This is a genomic window from Marinococcus salis, from assembly GCF_054971365.1.
Map to the genome: position 1 here is coordinate 38,283 of NZ_JBQOJB010000016.1, position 20,520 is coordinate 58,802.

Here is a 20,520-nt window from a genome sequence, read left to right on the forward strand (position 1 = left end):
GTATGCTATGATAAAAAGACAAACATCTTTTAAAATGAAACGAAGCAGAAACAGTACTTGCCTCTAGCTTAATAAAAGGAGTTGATGTTGGTGACAGGATCCCAGATTACTTCCATCCTTTCCTATATCAGCGTGTTTTTTGCCCCAATCTTTGTGCCATTAATCGTGTTAATCGCTGGAAATAATTATTCCCGGGCCCATGCCGGGAAAGCTCTGGTCTCTCATCTGATTCCGACGCTCATGATCCTAGCCATCGGTATCTGGGTGTATTTATCCAACGGTATGTTTGCGTACTCGAATTTTTTCTGGACACTTTTATCTCTTATTGCGCTGGTCCAAGTCATCATTATGATTTTAAACGTGCTCTGGGCCATACGGGTGGCAAGAGAGGAACCCCAGGAATAAAAAGAATAATAAAGACGGGCATCGTAGAACAATACGAAGCCCGTCTTTATTTCGTTTATTTAAAACAAGAAACCGTTCGGCTGGCTTTTATGTAAAGAATGGCTCTAATTAAAAATGCTGATGAATCCCTAAGTATAGAGCATTTGCCGCCTCGTTCCGAAACGCACTGTCTTTCATGCGTTCTGCTTCCTGCTTGTTTGTCACAAATCCAAGCTCGACAAGAGCCGCCGGCATTTCTGTGTTGCGCAACACACTGAAATTAGCGGTTTTGACGCCCCGGTCCTCACTGCCGAATTCATCCACCATGTGCTCCTGCAGGTTGAATGCCAGTCGTTGTCCTTCTTCGCTTGTTGGGTAATGATAGGTTTCCGTTCCTTCTGCATAAGGAGTGGCAGCCGCATTGGCGTGAACGCTAACGAAAATATCTGCATCCTTGCGATTTGCGATCTCCGCCCGATCTTCTAAGGGAAGGTATTCATCTCTCTCCCGGGTCATGACCACCTCAGCACCGGCCTGCTCCAGCCGTTGCTTGGTCCGGTACGCTACATCATATACCAGTTCTTTTTCATGCAGACCATTATCCAATGCGCCTGGGTCTTCTCCTCCGTGTCCCGCATCCAGCGCGACTGTTTTGCCTTCTACAGAGGCTTCCGCCTCATTAACGAAAACACCGCCTCCCAATAAGAAAATGGTTAACACGATGCCGATGTATTTTTTCATGTTCAAATCCTCCCAAAGAAGTAATTATCATACATGTCGACTGTACTAATCGAAAGCGGAAACGACAAGCTGCAAAAGTCGATCCTACCAATCCCCTTACCAAATAGATTTGGCCTAAACGACAATGTTTGACTTCGCATATAAGTAGGAAAAATGTGTATGATAGAAAAGGATTCTGTACGGGGCGGAGTACTAAAAGCGTTGCTCTTTTTAACCAGGCTTTGTTCATTTAAGGTGCTTCTCCTACCGGCCCTGGTTTTTCTTAAACATTATAAAATATACCAAGTTAAGTTGCTGCCTGCGTCAGGAAAGACCATAATACCACCTTAATTTCGATCGAAGGTTTTATAGTAAACTAGCAGGAAAAAGAAGATGACAGGCTTGCGAAAGCAAATAGTTACGATAACTTCCCCTCTGTTTTTAAGCGTAGGGATCTTAGCGGGAGCCAGTGAAAATGAAACAGAAGTGTTTTTTAGCGCTGAAAACTATGAGGGGCGATGAACAGCGGGAGGACCGTGAGGTCAATATCATAAGTCCTGGCGACACCGTTACGGCAGCTGGCATGGATATGGCGGTTGACTCTGCGGACATCTCTTCCAGCGAAGAAAATGCTGACAGCGAAATGAAAGCTCTATTAAAAGTGATTCTCTCTGAGACAAACCAAAACGGGGAATCAAAAACAATTTCGCAGGAAGGGACGTCTTGTTTGCTTTATGTGCATATTCTGTCGGTTCCTTATTTTTCATGCGGTTGGAGTCTGGCTGACGCTGGGTGTCATAACGCTAAAAAAACGCCGGTTCAGTGGAAGAGCCGGCGTTATAATTAAGCAACGAGTTTCAGTCCTACTGCTGCGCCTAACACCATAAGGATGAACAAGAGCCGCTGCCAGTTTTTCTTTTCTCCGTACAGAATCATCCCTGCCAGCGCACCTCCGGCTGCTCCAATGCCTGTCCACACTGCATAGGCTGTCCCCATTGGCAGGGTCTTCATGGCTTCAGATAGAAAAAAGAAACTTGCCCCGAATCCAATAATTAGCCATGCCAAGGATCTCCAGCGCCGGTCTTGATGCATTTGATTAATCATCATCACACCAAACATTTCAAATAATCCGGCTAACACGAGCCACGCCCATGCCATTAGGAATCAGCTCCTTTCTCTTTGCTTTCCGTCGTCACCAATTTCAAACCTACCACGCCGGCCAGAAGCAGCATAACTAAAACGATCTTTATTATACTGAATGCCTCGCCAAAAAAGACAATTCCTGAAAATACCGTCCCTGCTGTCCCGAGTCCGACAAATACAGCGTAAACCGTGCCTACTGGCAGTTTTCGGCCTGCCATGATCATAAGGTAAAAACTGATGATAATACAAACCACCGTTCCGCCCCACGTCCAGACGCTTTCGGCATGCTTTAATCCAATAACCCAGCCTACTTCAAAAATCGCGGCAATCACCACTTTGATCCAGTTTCCGTTCATCTTAATGGTGCCTCCTTTTCCTTATTTCGTTCACAAATCAAAAAAAGCCCGGGAGACAGCTGTATACAAACAGCATCTCCCAGGCTTTTATCCTTCCGTGTGCACGGTGTGTTCTACAAGAACCGTGTGTTTTCTCTCGGACCAGCCAGTCTGAACTGCGGAACCCTAGAAAACATTCCCTTATTTGATTAATTTCATTATATATTATAAGAAACACCAAGGCAACCCTTGAGCTTATTTTATGTCTAGTAGGTACCGGCGATCAGTAAAACCAATATAAAAAAAATACTCAAGCCTAATGTTAAAATAGTATAAAACTTACATCGTTTCCACATGACATGTGCCTCCCACAAAAGCTGGCGTACTTATGATCTATACAAAAAATAAATTGGCGCATAGTATTGTTTCGCTTTTCGCATCCATCTACCCCCCCCCCCCCGCTATTAAGCAATTTAGAAGCCATTCTTTTTTATTAGTCCCTCAAAAGAACATTCATTACTCAAATAACCACCTACTGCATTTATGATAACTTGAAAAGTGTCTTCAATATTTGTACCTCCTGGGTTCAAACCCAAATCTGCTATAATATTTCTTTTTCACTGCTTTTTCTTCTACAGAGTTTTCTTCTATCAACCAATATTAAGAAAGGCAAGCAATATTTTTACGACAAATACCAACATATTGCTTTAAACTTGCTGCCTCCTCTTTTATCTTCCATCATCGCTCCCTGTTCCAATAGTGTTTTTGAATTTATAGTAATTTTTCATCGTTACTGCTGGCACAACGCGGACGTATGTATATGACACCGTCCCTGACCCGTACAATTTCTTCAAAGATTACTTTTCCAGAATCACAGAGTTTATAAAAAGCTGCTAAATCTCCTGGTTCTGAAGGCTGCCATTCATCCGGCTTCGTTCCAAAAAATTGAAGCAGCCTTTGTTCTTGAGTTGTATGCTTCATCATGACTCCCCCTCTTTTCTATACTTGGTTCTGCAGCCATGGCTTCACATGCTGATCAAATAACGATTGATTAATAATGATGCGGTTCATGTAGTATGGATAATCTTCAGGACCAATAGTTCTAGGTGCTAAAATTCCGTTCGTTTCAAACCCGGACTGCCGAATTTTTTCATTTAAAGCATCTGAAGTGTTTCCGTAAGGAATCGCAAAAGTTTCCGGCTTCGTCCCAGTCCGATCTTCAATTGTACGAACGCTTTGATCCAGGTCTTCGCTAAAGCTTTGATATGAATTTTTAGTGGCAAATACCGGCCTTTTTCCGTCGTTCTGAAGTTCATGCATATCATAGGTGTGGGAACCCAGGACAGCTAGTCCCGATTGGTGCATCGTCCGCACTTCATCCCAATTTGCCATCGTCATGTGTTTATAATTACCCTGGCCGATTCGGCCGACAATTAAATAAATAGTGAACGGAATGTTTTGTTCTTTCAGGATTGGATAAGCATTGTTATAAACACTTTGATCGATATCATCGAAGGAGACCCACACACATTTCTCAGGAAAATCACCTTTCTTCTGATATTCCTTTATTTGTTGAGGTGTTACAAACGTCACGTTCTGCTCTTGCAAGTATTTCATTTGGGAATCAAACTCTTGCGTAGATACGCTGTATTTTGTCAGTTCATCCGATTTAGTCACCCAAGCAATAGACTGCTCCAGCAAAGAGGCATTACGTACACGATGATAATTCATTCCCAAACAGCCAGAGGTATCCAATTCTTTGTCAATCATCATCGCCGGCTGTGAGTCAAAAGCTTTTCCTTCATGCAAATTAAACGCCACAACTATACCAACACCTAACAAAATTATTAATCCTAATACACGTTTAACCCATTTCATTGCGATAACGTCCTTTAACACTTAATGATTGTTTGCTTTTGAAAAGCTTGAATCTGGTCCTGGGATAGATATTTCAGTTCTTTTAAATAATCCGCCGAAGCAGCTTTTCTGTCAGCATCGCCCTGCGGCTGTCGTGTGTGTCTTTTTCTAGTCCTATATATATAAATGCTGATGAAAACATACCGCCAAAAGATCATCAAAAGAAAGATTGTAAAAAAATATCCGCTTACTATAAATAAAAACTGCCGGATTTCATTATCCGAAATTTTGAATGACAATTTAAGAAGCTTCATAGAATCAATCTGCCATACCATCCATGGGCTGATAAAAAAAAAGATGGTCGAAAAGGCATATATCCATAAAATTGTCGTTAGTATCAAGGGGCCTAAGGCTTTCCACGACGCATCATCATTTGTAACGATTATTTCCTGTTCTTTGCTCCACGGTCGGGACTTTCCCATACCGCATCTCCTCCCTTCCAACGTGCGTAGATGCTTTTAGGCAACGCAACCACAGCGACTACTGCGTTGATAATCCAATAAATCGCTGGGTACCACGGAGCCCACAGGTAGTATTTCTTGATATTGTCATACCGGGCATCAATGATTAGTGCAATAAACAACTGAGAAAAACATAAAAATGCCAGCGCAAAAGAAGAAAAGGCCAGCCATATGAGTATTGGCTGCAGTGCTGTCGCCGTTAATATGGTCCACCCTGTTAAACTGACCCACCCCAAAGCCCAGCACAAGCTGCATACTTGCTCCCAATACAAAAACCATAATGATCGATGTCTCCACTGAAATGGAACCCGCCAGTATTTCCACAACACTTCCTGCCCGCCCTGGGCCCAACGGACCCGTTGTTTCCACAGCCCCTTTAATGTTTCCGGCACCAGCATCCAACAAAGAGCATACGGTTCAAAACGAATATCCCATCCGTTGGTTTGGAGATTCCAGCTAATGGCAATATCTTCTGTGATCATATCAGTATCCCATAAACCAACTTGAGCCACGGCGTTTTTGCGAAAAGCAACAATTACTCCAGAAACAGTATTAATTTTTCCGATAATCCGTTGGGCTCTCTTGATAGAACCTATGATAGAAGCATATTCCACAAGCTGTATTTTACTTAGAAGTTTATGCCGGTTTCTTACTCTCGGGTTTCCGGTCACAGCCCCCGTCCCTTCGGACTCCAGAAAATGCTTAATTAAATAGAACGGAGCTTTTGGGCTCAACACGGCGTCCGAATCAATACAAATCAAATATTCAGACCGGGCCGCGTGAATAGCCAAATTTAATGCATGGGCTTTTCCTCTGTTAGTTGCGCTGTCAATCACACGCAGGCCTGAATACTTCGTTGTCAGCATACGCAGAGTTTCTCCTGTATTATCTGAGCTCCCATCATTTATGGTAATAATTTCAAAATCAGGATAGTCGCTTTGATGTAAATGCTGGATCGTTTCTTCAATCGTATCCTCTTCATTAAAACAGGGGACGAGAAATGATACTTTCGGCCAATTTTTATCATCGACCGGCATAGGAAATTTTCTCTCACGGTACCACATGAAAATTAATGCTCCTGATAACCAAAGTAACGACATGGCTATGGGGTACCAGAAAATATAATTTGTAATGACGCTAATAATGAATCACCCACTTTCTCTTTCATATTCAATCTTCCGTACACATTTAGTGATAATAGCACAGTCCCCATTTTTACCAAAGATAGTATATAGTTAATTTATAATGATATTTTGATATTTATATTTGTTTTCAAATCTCAAAATATACATACTTATGATGAAAAATATAAAAAGAAAGAACTGCCAATTTTTTAGCAGTCCTTTTCTGAATTAATTTGTTATTATATTGAATTTGTATTGATCTTGATTTCATTAATCAAGGATTGACGATACTGTTTAGGGGTGATGTCGTAGCGTTCTTTAAAAACTTTGATGAAATAGCTCCCATTAGGAAATCCTAATTTGGAAGCTATTGCATTAATAGATTCGTGGTTATTACGCAATAAGTTGAGGCTTTCTTCTAATTTTTTTCTTTTTATATACTGCGTACCGGATACGCCCAGGTGTTCCTTTACCAAACGGGACAAATAACCGGCAGACAATGAGAGGCTTTTCGCTGCCTGCTGCACGTTTAAGCGCTCATAAATGTGATGCTCTACGTGATGAACGAACCTGATGATGTGTGGATGATTAACAATTTCAAAATCACGGGAATCCAGTGTTTTTATAAACGTATCAGTGATGAACACCATTCCTTCAATATATTCCTCTTCCGATCTCCACGTCTCTATTATCTTCATCATGGTGGTAGCTGTCGCTAAAAATTCCCAGGAAAAAGAAAGTTTCTGAGAAAAACGATCAGCGAAGGAACCTGCTAAAAATGTAAAATAACGCTGAAGATCTTCTATACGTGCCGCAGGATCTGGTTCGGCTGCCGTTATTTGCACTATATGATGCAGATGCCGGTTAGCTTTGTCACTCTGGCGATGATAGACCGCTTCAAAAAAATGCGTCCCTTCTTCAATGATCTTTCCGTAGGCTCCCTGTCCATCATGCTGCAGAGCATATAACTCCTGTTGAAATAATTGATTAAACAGTTGATAATTTGTCTTTTTCATTCATTTCTCCAACTCTCTCAGGGTATTTCAAGTTATTGACGTTCAGCTTAATATATAAATGATTATCTGTTTTGGTATATCATTCGAACAACAAGGCAATTGGAGAACTTCATCGGTTTTCTTTCGTTGGATATTAATTTGATTCTACTTCAGCTGTTTCCCGCATCTCCTTTTTGGATAGTAAATTAACTTCTTTACTAATGGTCGGGATAAATCATATTGATAGCTTATCTCAAATGCGGCTTGGTGCATGGTACCAAAATTTCCATGTTTAAATGGTCGTTTCCAGACTTCCTGCTACACTTTTTATACACGGCGTTCAATAGCATGGCTTGAATTTCTTCCCATGCTGGATAAGGGAGTTGTTGAAAAATTGTTAGAATGTAATTTTCCAAAACAGCTGTCCTCTTCCTTTATCACAATTGTTGACTTGTTGCTAAGGCTTTGGAAGGATTTTAACGGAGCATTCCGGAAACTGTTTTTTGCATTTATCATAAAATTGTTGAGCCTTTTCAAAGCTCGAAAAAGCTACCGAAGCCCCTGTCTCCTCTGTCGTTGCTGGCGTCCCCATTTCCTGGATGCTAGCCACTTCTTCTCCCTCCGTGTCTAGTACAACTACAATGTACGGATACATTTCATCTTTCATGTTTTCCCTTCTTTCATTCATTATTGATGCTTAGTATTTTTTCGAAATAAAAATAAATGCATAAACATGATTATATATCGTAACAACAGAAAGAAAATCCGACTAACTCCACCTGTAGATTCTGTACATTTGTATGCGGCTTCCAGTTCCTCAAAATGTATTAAAAAAAGTGAAACTCCAAATTTCAGCTTTATTCTTTATTTTTCGCTTTTATTTGTTACTATTGCCATTCATTTTAAATTTACTATGTTAGAATTTTTTATATTCATCATTATTTTTTTATACAGTTTTAATCATGATATTGATGTATTAATATACATAATTTGCTTCTTCCTCTGTTTCACACTTCGTTTAGCACAAGCTGAGAATATCGATAATAAAAACCTAGTTTAATATCTTATTATGTTGTAAATACATAATTATATACTGGAAGCATATGCCAGTATGAGTACTTTATTTTATTTTTTAAAGGAGGAGTAATGTATGAACGCATGGCAGAATTCTCTCACTAATTTTCTGAACCAGATCGCCAATGCCATACCAGGAATCATTGCCGCACTTTTGCTGCTTGTGGTTGCCTGGATAGTCGCTAAGGTGGGCAGTATCGTAATTCGCAAGCTGGTTCAAAAATCAGGATTGGAACGCCGGCTTTCATCTAAAACAGAGGAAAGATCATCCAAAAATGAAGGCCCTGCCGCTTCGGTCGGCAAGGCTGCTTATTACTTGATCTTTATTCTATTTCTTCCGGGGATTTTAGATGCCCTTGGCATGGCTTCTGTCTCAGAACCCATCTCCAATATGATGGATAAACTGCTTGGCTTTTTGCCGAACATTTTAGCAGCAGCCATCATTATTGTAGTAGGCTATTTTGTAGCTCGTTTCGTTCGTGATCTCATCGCCGGGCTTTTAAATAGCTTGCAGCTCGACCAACGATTTCGCCGCATAATGAAACAGCCGGAGAATGCAGACGACAATGTCTCCCTGTCCAGCCTGCTGGCGAATATTCTTTTTGTTCTCATACTTTTGCCTATTATAACGACCGGGATCGATGCTCTCCAGATCGAAGCTGTTTCCGCACCAGTTTCTAATATGCTGAACATGATACTTGCAGCGATTCCAACCATAGCTGTCGCGCTCATTCTGCTTGCCATAGGCTATCTAATTGCAAAAGTCGTTGTCGATTTGTTGTATAGTTTATTAAAAAATGCAGGAGTCAATTCGCTCTACCGCAAATACATTGGAGAAACATCCAACGCCGTCACTCAAGTTGACGCAGCGAAAATTATCAGCCAAACAGTACGAGTACTCATTCTTCTCTTCTTTGTGGTTGAAGCGCTGAATACTCTTCAATTTGAAGTATTAAATCAAATTGGGAATACCATTCTCGGCTACCTGCCGTTAGCCTTTAGCGCCTTGATTATTTTTGGGCTCGCTGCTATCGGTGGCCGCCTGATCGCTTCAATGATTCAGCGTACGACAAACAGTGCTGTTTCCGGGCTTATTGTCAAATATGTCATTTGGGTGGTAGCTGGCTTCATGATTTTTGATCAGCTGCAATTCGCCTCAATGATTGTCAATACAGCTTTTCTGCTCATTCTTGGTGGACTGTCGGTGGCCTTTGCTATTTCTTTTGGAATTGGCGGACGCGGTTTCGCCCAACGTCAACTCGAAAAATGGGAAATAAAAATGAAAAAAGATCAATCTGGAGAATAATTTATTCCTTACCGGCAAAGACTAAACGAGTCTTTGCCGGCTTTTCGCTTAAAAACGAAAGAAAGGTAGTGTAAGGATTTGTACTAACATCAATGAAATAACATCGAAATAAGTCGAACGCTGCAATGCAAAAAAGCCCTCTTCTAAAAAAGAGAGCTTCTGGTCTGCTATTTAAAATCGTCCCCATATTTTTCGTATTCAGTGCCTTCCAGTTCATCAGCCGGGATAAACTCCATCGCTGCTGAATTCATGCAGTATCTGAGGCCTGTCGGCTCAGGTCCGTCTCGAAAAACGTGTCCTAAATGTGAATCTGCATGTTTGCTGCGAACTTCCACATTCGTTCCAAGAATACCGGTGTCTTCTTCATACGTAATATTTGCGAGCTCCAATGGTTTCGTAAAGCTTGGCCAGCCTGTTCCGGAATCATACTGGTCAAGCGAGCTGAAGAGAGGCTCACCGGATACAATATCAACATATATACCCTCTTCCCCGTTATCGTGGTAGGCATTATCGTACGCAGGCTCCGTTCCGTCTTCCTGCGTCACTTCATACTGCATGCTGTTCAGTTCCGATACGGCCGCTTCTTTATCATCAACGGCAAATGGGGATTCCGTGCTTACCTCATATTCTTTATCCTCTCCCCATACCTTATCTAAAAAGGCATCGCGCCCGGAATTATTTCTGTAATATTCATATCTTCCCGGGTTTTTCTTATAGTAATCCTGGTGATAGGCTTCTGCTTTGTAAAACGTATCATATTGTTCAATGGAGGTTACAATGTCTTCATCAAACCGGCCGGACTCTTCGAGCTCCATTAACGAGGCTTCCGCTGCCTGGCGCTGGGCCTCATCATGATAAAACACTGCCGATAAATAAGGCTCTCCCTTATCCACAAACTGCCCTTCGTCATCCGTCGGGTCAATCTGGCGCCAGAAAATCTGCAGCAGGTCCTCGTAGCTGATCTGCTCCGGATCGTACGTAATTTGCACTGCTTCCTGGTGTCCTGTCTGCTTGCCTGATACTTCTTCATACGTAGGATTTTCCTCCTCGCCGCCCGTGTAGCCGGAAACCACACTGACGACGCCGGAACGGGATTCAAATGGCGGCTCCATACACCAGAAGCACCCTCCAGCGAACGTAGCCTGCTCCATCCCTTCCAGATCCCCCTGCAATTCCGATTGCTCCGTAGCAACCACTTCTTCATATTCATTAGCCGTAAACGCCTGGTACAAATACCAGCCGCCTGCCAGCAGAATAACCGCCGCTATACTAAAAAACCACCGTTTTTTATTCATACAGCACCCCTTTTGTATCTTTTCTTTCATTATAAGGAAAAGGGGCCGACTTTAACATCATTCCAACTTGTCCGCACTTATATTAGTGAATGTTATTCGAACAAAAGACACCAATCAATGTTTTCAATGTTTAGTTATTACCTGCTCGTTAATTTACCAGCTGTAGCAATAATACGCCCACGAGCATTCCAATGAGAAAATATGCCAGAAACCGCACGAATTTATTCTTCACCTTGAACCACCACCTCAAAAATGTATAGCCGTCTAGGCTGTAAATAATCTTAATGTGTTCAATATACTGTTCGAAAAAGCAATTGTATACTAAATCTATACTCATTTATAAAAATGAACTATCTTGCTGTTCGATCCAAAACTTGAAGACAAGGAGACGAAGAGTGTGAATCAGCGACTGATTAAAACAGAAGCATTTATGGCAGCCGTCCTGGCGGGTGCTTTGTATTATGCAAGCGGATACTCCTGCCAGACCTTTCCATGATCGGGTATGCGGTTAATTCCATGATTGACGCTTATGTCTACAATGTCGCTCCCACGTACATTCTTCCCTAAAATTTTTAAAATGGCAAAAAAGAAGGCCAGCTATAGCAGCCGGCCGCCAGTGTGGGTATTAAACGATAAGAGTGATTCCTGGGAAAACGTCCTCTTTACTAATGATGAGTGCTGCTGTGCCCTGATTCGTGTCCGCCTCCCAGCATTTCCTGCTCCTCAGAGGTTAAATCCCCTACGCCCACTTGTTTGGCTGTCTGCAGCTCGCTTTTGTGTTCTTTTAACTCCGCTTCGAACGTATAAACGCCGTCGTCCGGCACCCGTACGGAAGCCGTATAGACGCCCTCACCCGATGAGTCCGCTCTCTTTGTCTCAATCTTTTCCTGCTCGGTGTCATATACTGTCAGGCTAACGTCTCCCTGAACCGAATACGGCTGCTCATTCTGAAGTACATGAATCTGCACAGGAACAGCATCTCCTGGCGCCACATTTTCTTCCGTATGAATGTATAAACTAGCAGGAGCACTGGTTCCGTAATCCTCATGGTTACTAGCATCTATCGCTGAGCATCCACTTGCCAGCAGCAGGACGGTTATTCCCCAAAGCATGATTTTCATTATTACTGCTCCTTCTTATGAGGCATGGAAAAATGATCGTAAACGCCGGCTTTGGCGAATCACCAGCCGATCAACCGCAAAGATAATTAATACCGATAAACCGAAGAGAGGAAAAAGGATCCCAAAGCCGATGATAAGCACGACAAACCCCCGGAACCTCCAGCTGCTCATGCTTCTCGGCGCTCCAAGCTGACCTTCCGGACGCCGGGACCACCACAGCCAGATACCGCTCAGGATCATCCCGATCAGTCCCAGGCAGATGAAGAGCCCGGCCAGCTGGTTCCAGATGCCAAACTGCAGACCTTTATGGATGGTAATACCCATGGCCATCGTTTTGGCGAGCGGCGGATACTGTTCCCACCTGTAATCCGCTAATACACTTCCAGTATACTGATTTATATGCATCGTGACTTCCTCCTGGGCCTGGTCCGGGAAAGCAGATACCGTGTAGACCCCTTCACTCGAAGAAGGATAAAACACATCGTATCCGGAAGTCACATCGGTTTGTTCCGCCTGGTCTACGACCCGGTCGATCGATATTTGTTCATAATTGTTGTCTGCATATGATTCCGGCACCGGCATCTGCTCGGCAGCCCAGGAAACATCCCCCGTTTCTTCGGTAACCTGGTCGGACACCGGAGCGTCTCCGACCCAGATCGACGGTGGATAGCCAATGCCCTGGCTAGTCGTCAACTGCTGAAACCCGTTTCCCCAAAAGCCGGTCCAAAGCATTCCGGTTAACAAAAAGAATGCCAGGCCGCCGGAAATCCAAAAGGCCGGTACCGAGTGCCAGCGCTTGCGTTTCTCACGGTCTTTATTCGATTTTCCCGGCAGAAAGCTTTTCCGGGAGGCCATCTGTTGTCGGGACGGCCACCAGAGATACAAGCCGCTGACCAGCATAAAAATGGTCCAACAGGCAGCGGTCTCCACAATACGGTCTCCCGCGGTGCCAGCCATTAGTTCTCCATGTAATTCTTCAACCCGGTCCATGATCCGGTTTTGGTCCATCAGTGTGCCGGTGCTCTCCAGGGTGTAGGGATTCACAAACACCGTCATTCCCTCCCCAGAGGCGTTGGTCATTCCCACTTCTGCCGCTTCGCCCTTCCCGGCCGGCGGCTGGTAGCGGGTCACCGTACCGTCAGGGTGCTCCTCCATGGCAGCGCCGGTAATCGCAGAGGCTTCCTGTTTCTCTCCTTCTGCGGCCACCTCTACATAGTTCTGATACAGCCATTGTTCGATATTGCCGCGGAACAAATAGGTAGCTCCCGTAATGGCCAGCATTAATAAGATTGGCGTCAATATAATACCGGCATAAAAGTGCCACCGCCAGAACACGTTATGATGCTGCCGGTTCATTCTATTCTTTTGGCTCCTCTGTTGTTTCATGTCTTCCTCCTGGTATAAGTTGCTCCGCGTCCGTTCTTTCTCTAATTCTGGCCGGGGTCCGGCGTGCAGCAGGACATTGCCGAAGCGACAGCTGTCACAGCCTGAGAGAAATCGTATAATTCCCCGCCAAATCCTGCTTGGAATTTGACTGCCTGAGCTTGATGTTGAAATAGTAATACCTGCGGGGCACAGCAATGCAAGCATTCATCGGCTCCAATTAAAAAAATACCCAGGCGCGCATTCATGGTGGTCCCCCGCAGGAAATCACGCCCTATCACCTGTTCTTCTTCGCTGCCGTGATGGGCCATAAACATCAGCAGGCAATGCGGGCAACAGAAATGAGCCATCGATCCATCAGCATGCATGAGCTGCGCTGCCTGAACCGAGAATGATTCCTGAAAGCAGACGCCGCATTGTCTTGATTGCACCGAAGGCTGAAGGTATTTGACACCTCCAGGCACCCGTTCAATTTCTTCATCCTGAATCAATTTTTGGATATCCCGGTAAATGGTCATTTCGGATACGCCCAGCTCTTCTTTCAAAAAAGCAATGCGGACGGATCCATGCTGCTTGACCCAGGCCAGGATTTGTTTTTGTCGTTTTTCAGGAATCACCGGCACTCCCTCCTTATGTATTCTTCTGTGAAGCAATTAAATGATACACACCCACTGGTCGGTTCACCCCCCATATACAATGGCACGTCAGTCACATTTGTGTACCATCATCATATCCGTTTTCAATTGTTATTGCTGTGAACATTGTTTGAAAATGTTAAAAATCATCAAATTTTAACATGACTGACACATATACCGTTTTCAAAACCGAGGCTTTTAATTATCTATTTAGATCACATAAAAAAGCCTTCATGTTTTTCACTAAACATAAAGACTTTTGTCGTCTTCTGAAATTCTTGATAAGAGCTTCACTCTCGATCGCTGGTGGTTTCCTCTTCTGTTCCGTAAACAGAGATATAATCCCCGTTCTGGTAGACTTTAAACCGATCTACGGTTCCTGTGCCTCCGGCTTCTGAAAGGGCTTTTGAAGTTAATTGGACCGTATAATAAGCTCCCTGTTCATCTTCCCGGAGGACGCCGCCCAGGTCATCAAGCCGGATATCTTCGCCAACGTCCTCCTGTTGTTTAACTATGTTAATGGCTTCCTCACCTGAAGAGACTATCACTGCCTGATCTTCATCTGTTGATGTTTGACTCCGCTTCTGGTTGGGGGGCTTGCTATCAGTCTTTTGATTTTCAGCAAGCAGGTCCCACGTATTTAGCCCAGGCATGGCCTCAATAGTCAAAAAATACCCCTGCGCATTCAGGGCGGCCCGCGTGATCGCTATGCCCCTCGCTGGATCCCCGCCTGTCGCTGCCAGCTCTGACCCTACGGCATTATGTATACTCGTCTGAAATACTTCTCGTTCGTCGCTGCTATTGGAAGCCACAGCTCCGATTGGCGCCAGAATCAGACCGGCAGCACTTATTATAAAGATAGTCCATGTTGAAATACGCTTCATGATAGATTTTCCTCCTTCATTTCACAACCACCTTTTTCCATAAATAGGGCATTCCAAACGTATCAGTTTTTTATAATATAACATTGCCTTTTTTCGAAAATAGATTGCGCTATTTTGCCCCGGATAGAATTTATCATCTTAGGAAGAAGCGAAAGATATGTTGTATTGCATATATATCATTTAATGGTATAATATTTTATAATCTATCATTAAATGATATGAAAGGAGGCTTTTTTTGGGACGCAAAGATAGCCTGGCTTCTGGAGATTTAACAGACACACACTATTACATTCTTTTAGCCCTGATGACGCCAAAGCATGGCTATGCCATTATGCAGACCATTGCTGATTTAACAGAAAACCAGGTCAACCTGGGTCCTGGATCCGTGTACACAATGACCCAGAAACTTCTGCACGCCGGCTATATTGAACTATGGAAGGAAGCCGAGCAGCGTAAGGTTTATATTATTACGGAGACTGGCATAGATGTTTTTCAACAGGAGGTTCGGCGTCGACAACGGATGGTCGATCATGGGAAAGAAGCGTTACAACAGAAAGGAGTGCCTTTACGATGGCTAAACGAAAATACATGACGAGCGGCGGGCTCGCCTTCTCGGAGCATAAGGATATGAAGAAGCTAGAGAAACAAGCAGGCAAAGGCTGGCATTTGGAGCGATTCGGGCTTTTTGGTTATAGATTGATCCCCGGTGAGCCTGCCCGCATACAATACGAACTCGATTACCGTGCTCATCCTGACCAGGATTATTTTCAACTGTATCAAGATGCGGGATGGGAGTACGTTTGCTCCCTCGGCGAAGAAACCCATATTTTTCGTGCCCCCGTGGAAACGGACTCCCTGTATACGAAGCAGCAGGACAAGCAGGACGTCTACCACCAGCAAAAACAGCAGTTTGGCCGGTATGCGCTCATGTCGCTGATCATTTTTTTTCTCACTGTTATGTTATTTTGGTTTTTATCTTCCCTGTTTTCCGGCTCCATGTGGTTTGATGTCATCTATCCTATTGTAATAGGAATGACGTTGATACCACTTATTTTCACCGCATTTCCTTATCTCGGCTATCAATACAAAGTCAGCCGTCTTCGGCAAAAGAACGAAGCATAAAATTTCATTAAAAATATTGAAAAGCAAAAGTTTTGCAGGAAATTAAAAATGAATGCAATTTGAATGCAAGCCGTTGGAATGTTTATTTCCGACGGTGATTTTTATGATTATACCTTTTGAGAAGAAACCTTGCTTTGGAAAATAAGTCTGGCTTGATTTTTTCTTTTCTTTGAGAAAAAATGGAAGTTACCACGCTGAGGAAAGGAGAAAAGGAAATGCTTCGTTATCGCAGAAAAAGGGAGCAGCTTCACCGCCATATGAAAACGTTCCGCTTCTTCAGCGGATATGTATCTGTTCTACTCAAACACCGGATTCTGTTTCAGCAAGGGTATGGATATGCAGATGAGGATAAGCAGCTCCCTCATACTCCCCGTACCACTTATCGGATTGGTTCTCTGACCAAACAAATTACCGCCTTTGCAATTCTTCATCTTCAGGCTCAGGGGTGTTTGCATGTTTACGATCCTGTACAAAAATACCTTCCTAATTATCCCAATGGGGACCAAATTACACTGCAACATCTGTTGAGTATGTCCTCCGGCATTCCGAACTATCTGAATGATCTGCTTTTCGACCATTACAATTTTAATACTGGTACCTACCAGCCAGGCAGCAGCAAAGATCATGCTTATTCTCCTCAGGAATTGATTGCCTGCTTCCAGGACAAGGCTTTGCAATTTACACCAGGGTCTGCTTATGAATACAGTAACTCAAATTATGTGATCTTAGGACATATTATCGAGCTCGTTTCCGGGTATAGCTACAGCGATTTTCTGCAGAAATATGTTTTTGCGCCGCTCGGCATGACCCAGTCTATGTACTGTTCTGGTCCCTCCAATCCGTCATCCAGTATTGGGTACGACACTTTTGCCCCTGTGCCCGCATCCGTGTTTTCTTTTCACAATTCCCTAATGTTTGCTGCCGGTGGTATTAGCAGCTCGGTTCATGATCTGCAACTATGGCTCGAGTCGCTTCAAAAATCTTCGCTATTACATCAATCAGAGCTTCAAGCTCTTTTTACTCCAGCTACTAATATGTACGGATCTTCCTACTCGTACGCGTACGGGTGGATCGTTGATCAAAACTCCAGCGTTCCAATAGCTGAGCACGCAGGTACAGCTCCAGGATACAACAGCTATATGTATTTTGATAAAGCTTCTAAGATCTCTGTTGTTATTTGTTCAAACACCTGGGGAGAAAGATCAATGTTTTCCAAAATGTATCAAGGTATTGTGGATATTATGCGCAACTGATTTCTTTTAATATATTTTCTTAAGCTGATTTTCAGCCGAAGAAAAATGGAAAGGCTTCGAGCCCTACTATGATTACAAGAATAAGGATGCCTGTTCCTTTCCAACCCAAACTGGTAACAAGATCCACAAGGCTGCCGCTCTCTGCCCGGTGAAAGGAATCATTCATGTTACCAGTGGAATTTCGTTTTAATACTTCTTCTCTTAGCCCTTCTCTTCTTTATTTTCGCTTATTTAGATTCCTCCGCTATTGTTACATCCAATAAATGACAATATTTTTCCTGTTCTGTTAGTGAATATCGAAAGTGCTTCTTTCTTGAACTATATTTAACTTTCATATATTCATACATAAAACGCCACATACCCGGACAGGAGCATCAAAGCGAAAATGAGGAGGGTCATGCCGTACGTTTTCGCTTCTACAGCCCGGGCGGATTGCTGCTGAAGCCAATACGGATAAACAAAGAACGCTACCGGAAGCAAACCAAGAAAAATTGAAAATAAAACAATCGCCATCACATCAAAGATATTTATTGGAGTCCCTCCTCCCCCGTATTAATACGATCATACGATTGATCACGTACAACTACCGTCTCAGGACTTATACGAATCAGAACCCAAGCCGGGTCACCCAAAACGTTTGTAAAGCGTGAAGCCCAATGCTCCGGAGCCCCCATGTATTTGCAGAATAACCGGGAAACCCGTTCACGATCATGAACCAACAGACTGCCCCAGCCCCGGATGCCTGCGTGCTGAACGAGACCGGTTGCAGGATTGAAATCCACGACACCAAGCGCACATCGGGATTCGCTTTCAACCCGTGCAGGAAACGAGTCGGATTGCGTGTTTCCAAGGATCCATATTTCCTTGTTCTCCCATAAAAACCATACGGGAGACTCCCGGGGCCCGTCTTCATGCACCGTAGATAAATGAGCAAATAACGCACGCTGCAAAAGATTATCCAAAAATTTTTCCGGATCATCGGGAGTTGAGGCATCATGTAAGATTTTCATTAGATCGTTCCTTTCTTTCTTAGGTCGTTCTTCGTAAAGAAGACCATATATTTCAAGCCACTTGTTTCTTCCTTCATTCATCCATGCTTTGCAGGCTTTCCCATTCTCTTCTTAATATCCCCATTTTGATCGAGTCATAGTAGCTTCCCTGCCAGTATCTTGCCTCCCGGATACGGGCCTCTTCCTTCATCCCTAATTTTTTAGCAACCTGCATCATGCGTTCATTCGCTGACCAGGTGCTCATGCCTAAACGATGGAGATCCGTGTAGTGAAATAAATAATCAATCCATAAGTGATAGGCCTTTGTCCCATAGCCCCCATTCCAATAGGCAGAATCGTAAATGACAATACCTGTTTCCATCCAGTATGTATCAGTATCCACCCAGTAAGCTCCTGTATAACCTATCGCCTGGTAGTCAGCGATAATAGCCAGTGCAGAAGGAATACCGGGAAAGATTTCTGTCTGCCACTGCTCATGATAGGCGGAAAAAGAAATGGCATCTTCAGCGATATACGGCGCATTCCATTTTTTTGCTTCCTGATGCTCGTCGAGATATTTCCATTCGTACAGTTGCTTTGTGTCAGTCTCGTTGGCTTGTCTTAAAAATACGTTGTGACCACCCAGTTTACTCATTCTCTGCTCCTTTTGATTTCCCGAAAATTTTCCTACTACGCATCTACATCAAAGCTGGTTACATAAACCGCCCGGCCGGTAATACTCACATCAACATTGGCTTTTTGTCTTACAACCTGCACAAGAACCCGCCCATCTTTATTCATCTCCTGCCCCTGCTCTATGGTAAGCTGCAGCGGCGAACGAAAGCTTTTATCAATATAAGCCGCCCAATATGCTCCCATAACCCCGGAGGCTGTACCTGTGACAGAGTCTTCCACGGTCCCCGAATACGGGGAGGAAAAATGCCTCGCATGCATATCAGCTGCTTTATCATAAGTCTCTAGACAAAATGGATGAATAGAAGCTTTAGGCATCTTCGTAAGTACAGCTGGAAAAGCTGAATTATCAGGTCTCATCTTCTCAAGGCTGTCTATGTAAGCAATCGGCACCAGCAGCGTCCACGTTCCGGTGCTGCCATAGACAATGGGCAGATCATTGTGAATATCTTTTTCCTTTATCCCCATCGAAGCGGCTAGAGAGGCCCGGGAACCATGAAACGCTTCAAATTTAGGCGGCGCCTGGGTCATCGTAATTGTGTGCTGTTGATGGGCAGACGCTTGTATCCCGACCGTTAAAATACCAGCCCCTGTTTCTATCGTGATACGTTCTTTGTCACCGAGCAGCCCTGCACTTTTTAATGAATAAGCGGAAGCCAGTGTAGCGTGGCCGCATAAATCCATTTCGTGGCCTGGGGTAAAAAAGCGCAGACGTAGATCTGCTGCTGCGGAGGATAATACAAAGGCCGTTTCATTAAAACCAACCTGATAAGCTGCATGCTGCATCTCTGGTTCTGTCAAATGGTCTCCGTCAAAAACGACACCCGCCGGGTTCCCTTTGTGCGGTACCTCACTAAACGCATCATAATGATGAACACGGATTTTCTGCATTGGTTACCTCCTCATTTGTTAAAATTTATAGTGGCATGAAAATATTCGCATTGGAATTAATAATCTTATTTAAATAGGTTTGTAAAGTTAAAAGGGGTGTTCGTTCATTGGAGATTTCATTAAGCGGTATGCCGGAATGCTACGCTGAACAGGCACTTAACCAAGTGTAAACCGAATCCATTACCATTCATTACTCCAATAGCTTTCAGGAAGCTGTTCAAACCTTGGGGGACTTCGCTGACCAAGTGATTCTTCTCATATCTACTTCTTATCAAGGAGAAGTAAAGGAAGTGCAACAGCTGCTTCGCCATCATAAGTTGACAATGCTTGAGCAGTGGTCTCTAGCCACACATCATTGTTTGTTAGCTCTTAAAGGAGAAATATTAGACTCCATTCACACCGTGTATTCTCACCCTAAAGCTTTGGAGGAATGCCAGGAGTTTTTATCCACACTATCAGTAAAACAAGTTCCTTTTTATAATACTGCTGCCAGTGCTTCCCTAATTCAGAAGCACCAATGGCCTCGTACAGCAGCCATCGCTTCAAGAGCGGCAGCCGATATTTATGGCTTAGCTGTGCTTTGTTATCATATTGAAGATAATGATGACAAAACGATCTTTGGTTTATTTGAAAAATAGATCCTGTATTTTCCCCCTATATTTCACACACTTTTATTTATGCCCCACTCAATGAGAGTGTTGCGTCGCCTATTAAAAAGCTCTTTTGTTGCGGGTTTACTAACAATTATTTCCATTAACGATAAAAAAGAGACAGAATCCCCGTTGATACGGTACG

Annotated in this window: 24 protein-coding genes, 1 pseudogene and 1 riboswitch; of the genes and pseudogenes, 8 read left to right on the plus strand and 17 right to left on the minus strand. The window is 43.5% G+C overall.

Going from position 1 to position 20,520, the window contains the following annotated elements; genetic code table 11:
- The first annotated feature begins 90 nt into the window (after positions 1-90).
- Positions 91-405, plus strand: a complete 315-nt coding sequence (locus ACTTK6_RS12595; protein ID WP_079476679.1) for a hypothetical protein — start codon at positions 91-93, stop codon at positions 403-405.
- 108 nt (positions 406-513) lie between these two features.
- Here the strand turns inward: ACTTK6_RS12595 and ACTTK6_RS12600 are convergent, their stop codons facing one another.
- Positions 514-1,125, minus strand: a complete 612-nt coding sequence (locus ACTTK6_RS12600; RefSeq protein WP_079476680.1) for an N-acetylmuramoyl-L-alanine amidase family protein — start codon at positions 1,123-1,125, stop codon at positions 514-516.
- Between the two features lie 454 nt (positions 1,126-1,579).
- Here ACTTK6_RS12600 and ACTTK6_RS12605 point away from each other — a divergent pair, with 454 nt between their 5' ends.
- Entirely contained in the window at positions 1,580-1,951 is a 372-nt protein-coding gene (locus ACTTK6_RS12605) for a hypothetical protein (protein WP_462833585.1), read from the plus strand.
- On the opposite strand, the gene ACTTK6_RS12610 is transcribed toward ACTTK6_RS12605, so the two are convergent.
- From ACTTK6_RS12610 to ACTTK6_RS12640, 7 genes are all read right to left on the minus strand, one after another.
- On the minus strand, positions 1,948-2,262 hold the full coding sequence (locus tag ACTTK6_RS12610) for a DMT family transporter (protein WP_079476682.1): 315 nt from the start codon (positions 2,260-2,262) through the stop codon (positions 1,948-1,950). The genes ACTTK6_RS12605 and ACTTK6_RS12610 overlap by 4 nt on opposite strands.
- The gene (locus tag ACTTK6_RS12615) at positions 2,262-2,603 is read right to left on the minus strand and encodes a DMT family transporter (RefSeq protein ID WP_079476683.1); all 342 of its coding nucleotides are present in this window, start codon (positions 2,601-2,603) and stop codon (positions 2,262-2,264) included. The genes ACTTK6_RS12610 and ACTTK6_RS12615 overlap by 1 nt, the downstream gene beginning before the upstream one ends.
- A gap of 74 nt (positions 2,604-2,677) precedes the next feature.
- Positions 2,678-2,783: riboswitch (guanidine-I (ykkC/yxkD leader) on the minus strand.
- A gap of 570 nt (positions 2,784-3,353) precedes the next feature.
- Positions 3,354-3,563, minus strand: a complete 210-nt coding sequence (locus ACTTK6_RS12620) for a hypothetical protein (protein WP_079476684.1) — start codon at positions 3,561-3,563, stop codon at positions 3,354-3,356.
- An 18-nt stretch (positions 3,564-3,581) separates the two neighbouring features.
- On the minus strand, positions 3,582-4,460 hold the full coding sequence (locus tag ACTTK6_RS12625; protein ID WP_462833586.1) for a polysaccharide deacetylase family protein: 879 nt from the start codon (positions 4,458-4,460) through the stop codon (positions 3,582-3,584).
- A 421-nt stretch (positions 4,461-4,881) separates the two neighbouring features.
- Positions 4,882-6,105, minus strand: coding sequence for a poly-beta-1,6-N-acetyl-D-glucosamine synthase (pgaC, locus tag ACTTK6_RS12630; protein WP_079476687.1), 1,224 nt, complete (start codon positions 6,103-6,105; stop codon positions 4,882-4,884).
- Positions 6,106-6,323: 218 nt separating this feature from the next.
- The gene (locus ACTTK6_RS12635) at positions 6,324-7,100 is read right to left on the minus strand and encodes a helix-turn-helix transcriptional regulator (RefSeq protein WP_079476688.1); all 777 of its coding nucleotides are present in this window, start codon (positions 7,098-7,100) and stop codon (positions 6,324-6,326) included.
- A 436-nt stretch (positions 7,101-7,536) separates the two neighbouring features.
- A complete protein-coding gene (locus tag ACTTK6_RS12640; protein ID WP_079476689.1) occupies positions 7,537-7,746 on the minus strand; it encodes a hypothetical protein in 210 nt (69 codons plus the stop codon).
- A 483-nt stretch (positions 7,747-8,229) separates the two neighbouring features.
- Here ACTTK6_RS12640 and ACTTK6_RS12645 point away from each other — a divergent pair, with 483 nt between their 5' ends.
- Positions 8,230-9,459 (plus strand): mechanosensitive ion channel, encoded by a 1,230-nt coding sequence (locus ACTTK6_RS12645; RefSeq protein ID WP_462833587.1) that lies wholly within the window; start codon positions 8,230-8,232, stop codon positions 9,457-9,459.
- Between the two features lie 167 nt (positions 9,460-9,626).
- Here ACTTK6_RS12645 and msrA read toward each other — a convergent pair whose 3' ends face one another.
- A complete protein-coding gene (msrA, locus tag ACTTK6_RS12650) occupies positions 9,627-10,754 on the minus strand; it encodes a peptide-methionine (S)-S-oxide reductase MsrA (protein ID WP_462833588.1) in 1,128 nt (375 codons plus the stop codon).
- A 492-nt stretch (positions 10,755-11,246) separates the two neighbouring features.
- Between msrA and ACTTK6_RS12655 the strand changes: the two genes are divergently transcribed.
- Positions 11,247-11,321: a hypothetical protein gene (locus tag ACTTK6_RS12655; RefSeq protein WP_371862280.1), complete on the plus strand. Its 75-nt coding sequence runs from the start codon at positions 11,247-11,249 to the stop codon at positions 11,319-11,321.
- A 98-nt stretch (positions 11,322-11,419) separates the two neighbouring features.
- Here ACTTK6_RS12655 and ACTTK6_RS12660 read toward each other — a convergent pair whose 3' ends face one another.
- The 4 genes from ACTTK6_RS12660 to ACTTK6_RS12675 form a co-directional block, all read right to left on the minus strand.
- Positions 11,420-11,875, minus strand: coding sequence for a hypothetical protein (locus ACTTK6_RS12660; protein WP_462833589.1), 456 nt, complete (start codon positions 11,873-11,875; stop codon positions 11,420-11,422).
- Positions 11,876-11,890: 15 nt separating this feature from the next.
- Entirely contained in the window at positions 11,891-13,261 is a 1,371-nt protein-coding gene (locus ACTTK6_RS12665; RefSeq protein WP_462833591.1) for a PepSY-associated TM helix domain-containing protein, read from the minus strand.
- Positions 13,262-13,302: 41 nt separating this feature from the next.
- Positions 13,303-13,875 carry a DeoR family transcriptional regulator gene (locus tag ACTTK6_RS12670; RefSeq protein WP_158219188.1) on the minus strand — a complete coding sequence of 191 codons (573 nt, stop codon included), beginning with the start codon at positions 13,873-13,875 and terminating at the stop codon, positions 13,303-13,305.
- A gap of 308 nt (positions 13,876-14,183) precedes the next feature.
- Entirely contained in the window at positions 14,184-14,777 is a 594-nt protein-coding gene (locus ACTTK6_RS12675; RefSeq protein WP_462833592.1) for a hypothetical protein, read from the minus strand.
- Between the two features lie 235 nt (positions 14,778-15,012).
- Here ACTTK6_RS12675 and ACTTK6_RS12680 point away from each other — a divergent pair, with 235 nt between their 5' ends.
- From ACTTK6_RS12680 to ACTTK6_RS12690, 3 genes are all read left to right on the plus strand, one after another.
- On the plus strand, positions 15,013-15,369 hold the full coding sequence (locus ACTTK6_RS12680; RefSeq protein ID WP_462833593.1) for a PadR family transcriptional regulator: 357 nt from the start codon (positions 15,013-15,015) through the stop codon (positions 15,367-15,369).
- On the plus strand, positions 15,348-15,899 hold the full coding sequence (locus ACTTK6_RS12685) for a DUF2812 domain-containing protein (RefSeq protein ID WP_462833594.1): 552 nt from the start codon (positions 15,348-15,350) through the stop codon (positions 15,897-15,899). The genes ACTTK6_RS12680 and ACTTK6_RS12685 overlap by 22 nt, the downstream gene beginning before the upstream one ends.
- A 215-nt stretch (positions 15,900-16,114) precedes the next feature.
- Positions 16,115-17,152, plus strand: a complete 1,038-nt coding sequence (locus ACTTK6_RS12690) for a serine hydrolase domain-containing protein (RefSeq protein ID WP_462833595.1) — start codon at positions 16,115-16,117, stop codon at positions 17,150-17,152.
- A gap of 31 nt (positions 17,153-17,183) precedes the next feature.
- Here ACTTK6_RS12690 and ACTTK6_RS12695 read toward each other — a convergent pair.
- From ACTTK6_RS12695 to ACTTK6_RS12710, 4 genes and pseudogenes are all read right to left on the minus strand, one after another.
- Positions 17,184-17,357, minus strand: a pseudogene (locus ACTTK6_RS12695) (DUF6366 family protein); the annotation flags it as partial.
- A 322-nt stretch (positions 17,358-17,679) separates the two neighbouring features.
- A complete protein-coding gene (locus ACTTK6_RS12700; RefSeq protein ID WP_462833597.1) occupies positions 17,680-18,162 on the minus strand; it encodes a pyridoxamine 5'-phosphate oxidase family protein in 483 nt (160 codons plus the stop codon).
- Between the two features lie 73 nt (positions 18,163-18,235).
- The gene (locus ACTTK6_RS12705) at positions 18,236-18,796 is read right to left on the minus strand and encodes a GNAT family N-acetyltransferase (RefSeq protein WP_462833598.1); all 561 of its coding nucleotides are present in this window, start codon (positions 18,794-18,796) and stop codon (positions 18,236-18,238) included.
- A 35-nt stretch (positions 18,797-18,831) separates the two neighbouring features.
- Positions 18,832-19,725, minus strand: coding sequence for a PhzF family phenazine biosynthesis protein (locus tag ACTTK6_RS12710; protein ID WP_462833599.1), 894 nt, complete (start codon positions 19,723-19,725; stop codon positions 18,832-18,834).
- A 185-nt stretch (positions 19,726-19,910) separates the two neighbouring features.
- Here ACTTK6_RS12710 and ACTTK6_RS12715 point away from each other — a divergent pair, with 185 nt between their 5' ends.
- Positions 19,911-20,363, plus strand: coding sequence for a prephenate dehydratase domain-containing protein (locus ACTTK6_RS12715; RefSeq protein WP_462833605.1), 453 nt, complete (start codon positions 19,911-19,913; stop codon positions 20,361-20,363).
- Positions 20,364-20,520: the final 157 nt, after the last annotated feature.

Excerpts from the sequence above, each read along its gene's own strand:
- ACTTK6_RS12600 (WP_079476680.1), bottom strand. The coding sequence starts at position 1,125 with ATGAAAAAATACATCGGCATCGTGTTAACCATTTTCTTATTGGGAGGC.
- ACTTK6_RS12605 (WP_462833585.1), top strand. The coding sequence starts at position 1,580 with ATGAAACAGAAGTGTTTTTTAGCGCTGAAAACTATGAGGGGCGATGAA.
- ACTTK6_RS12610 (WP_079476682.1), bottom strand. The coding sequence starts at position 2,262 with ATGGCATGGGCGTGGCTCGTGTTAGCCGGATTATTTGAAATGTTTGGT.
- ACTTK6_RS12615 (WP_079476683.1), bottom strand. The coding sequence starts at position 2,603 with ATGAACGGAAACTGGATCAAAGTGGTGATTGCCGCGATTTTTGAAGTA.
- ACTTK6_RS12620 (WP_079476684.1), bottom strand. The coding sequence starts at position 3,563 with ATGAAGCATACAACTCAAGAACAAAGGCTGCTTCAATTTTTTGGAACG.
- ACTTK6_RS12625 (WP_462833586.1), bottom strand. The coding sequence starts at position 4,460 with ATGAAATGGGTTAAACGTGTATTAGGATTAATAATTTTGTTAGGTGTT.
- ACTTK6_RS12635 (WP_079476688.1), bottom strand. The coding sequence starts at position 7,100 with ATGAAAAAGACAAATTATCAACTGTTTAATCAATTATTTCAACAGGAG.
- ACTTK6_RS12640 (WP_079476689.1), bottom strand. The coding sequence starts at position 7,746 with ATGAAAGATGAAATGTATCCGTACATTGTAGTTGTACTAGACACGGAG.
- ACTTK6_RS12645 (WP_462833587.1), top strand. The coding sequence starts at position 8,230 with ATGAACGCATGGCAGAATTCTCTCACTAATTTTCTGAACCAGATCGCC.
- msrA (WP_462833588.1), bottom strand. The coding sequence starts at position 10,754 with ATGAATAAAAAACGGTGGTTTTTTAGTATAGCGGCGGTTATTCTGCTG.
- ACTTK6_RS12660 (WP_462833589.1), bottom strand. The coding sequence starts at position 11,875 with ATGAAAATCATGCTTTGGGGAATAACCGTCCTGCTGCTGGCAAGTGGA.
- ACTTK6_RS12665 (WP_462833591.1), bottom strand. The coding sequence starts at position 13,261 with ATGAAACAACAGAGGAGCCAAAAGAATAGAATGAACCGGCAGCATCAT.
- ACTTK6_RS12675 (WP_462833592.1), bottom strand. The coding sequence starts at position 14,777 with ATGAAGCGTATTTCAACATGGACTATCTTTATAATAAGTGCTGCCGGT.
- ACTTK6_RS12685 (WP_462833594.1), top strand. The coding sequence starts at position 15,348 with ATGGCTAAACGAAAATACATGACGAGCGGCGGGCTCGCCTTCTCGGAG.
- ACTTK6_RS12690 (WP_462833595.1), top strand. The coding sequence starts at position 16,115 with ATGCTTCGTTATCGCAGAAAAAGGGAGCAGCTTCACCGCCATATGAAA.
- ACTTK6_RS12700 (WP_462833597.1), bottom strand. The coding sequence starts at position 18,162 with ATGAAAATCTTACATGATGCCTCAACTCCCGATGATCCGGAAAAATTT.
- ACTTK6_RS12705 (WP_462833598.1), bottom strand. The coding sequence starts at position 18,796 with ATGAGTAAACTGGGTGGTCACAACGTATTTTTAAGACAAGCCAACGAG.
- ACTTK6_RS12710 (WP_462833599.1), bottom strand. The coding sequence starts at position 19,725 with ATGCAGAAAATCCGTGTTCATCATTATGATGCGTTTAGTGAGGTACCG.